This window comes from Staphylococcus sp. B1(2026) (genome assembly GCF_058895785.1).
Window position 1 is genome coordinate 1 of record NZ_JBZXTS010000117.1, and the last position, 549, is coordinate 549.

Here is a 549-nt window from a genome sequence, read left to right on the forward strand (position 1 = left end):
ATCCACTTGACTGGTAGCAGTTCATTATTTTTTATTCTTGATTGAATACCCAGTTAATACCAAATTTATCAATTAAAGAACCGTATTTTACTGCCCAAAATGTTTTTTCTAAAGGCATTGTTACCGTACCTTCTTCTGCAAGTAAGTCAAACATTTCTTCAAAATTTTTACCATCGGGACGATTAATAATTAATGAAATATTATTCCCCATCACGACATCAACACCCGCCATATCTGGTGTATCAGAAATCATAATATTAGTACCTTCAATAGTCATTGCGGCGTGCATTATTTGATCTTTAATATCATCAGGAATCAGTGCATTAGGATTGTCTGGCATGTCACCAAATGTTTTTAATTCATGACATTTCGTCTCAAAAACCTTTTCATACAATGCAATAGCTTCTCTGGCATTACCTTTAAAATTGATATATACAGCTAACATAATTTATTCTCCTTATCGTTATAATTGATATTATTAATTATATCAAAATAATTACATTTCACCTAATTTTTATGCTTACTCGATAGTGTCAACTTTTTGTTGGT

1 protein-coding gene is annotated in these 549 nt (G+C 30.8%); it reads right to left on the reverse strand.

Annotated features, from left to right (window positions below; translation table 11 throughout):
• Window positions 1-31: 31 nt before the first annotated feature.
• Complete coding sequence (locus AC5EAH_RS08205) at window positions 32-445, reverse strand: VOC family protein (RefSeq protein WP_493494290.1); 414 nt, start codon at window positions 443-445, stop codon at window positions 32-34.
• Window positions 446-549 lie beyond the last annotated feature (104 nt).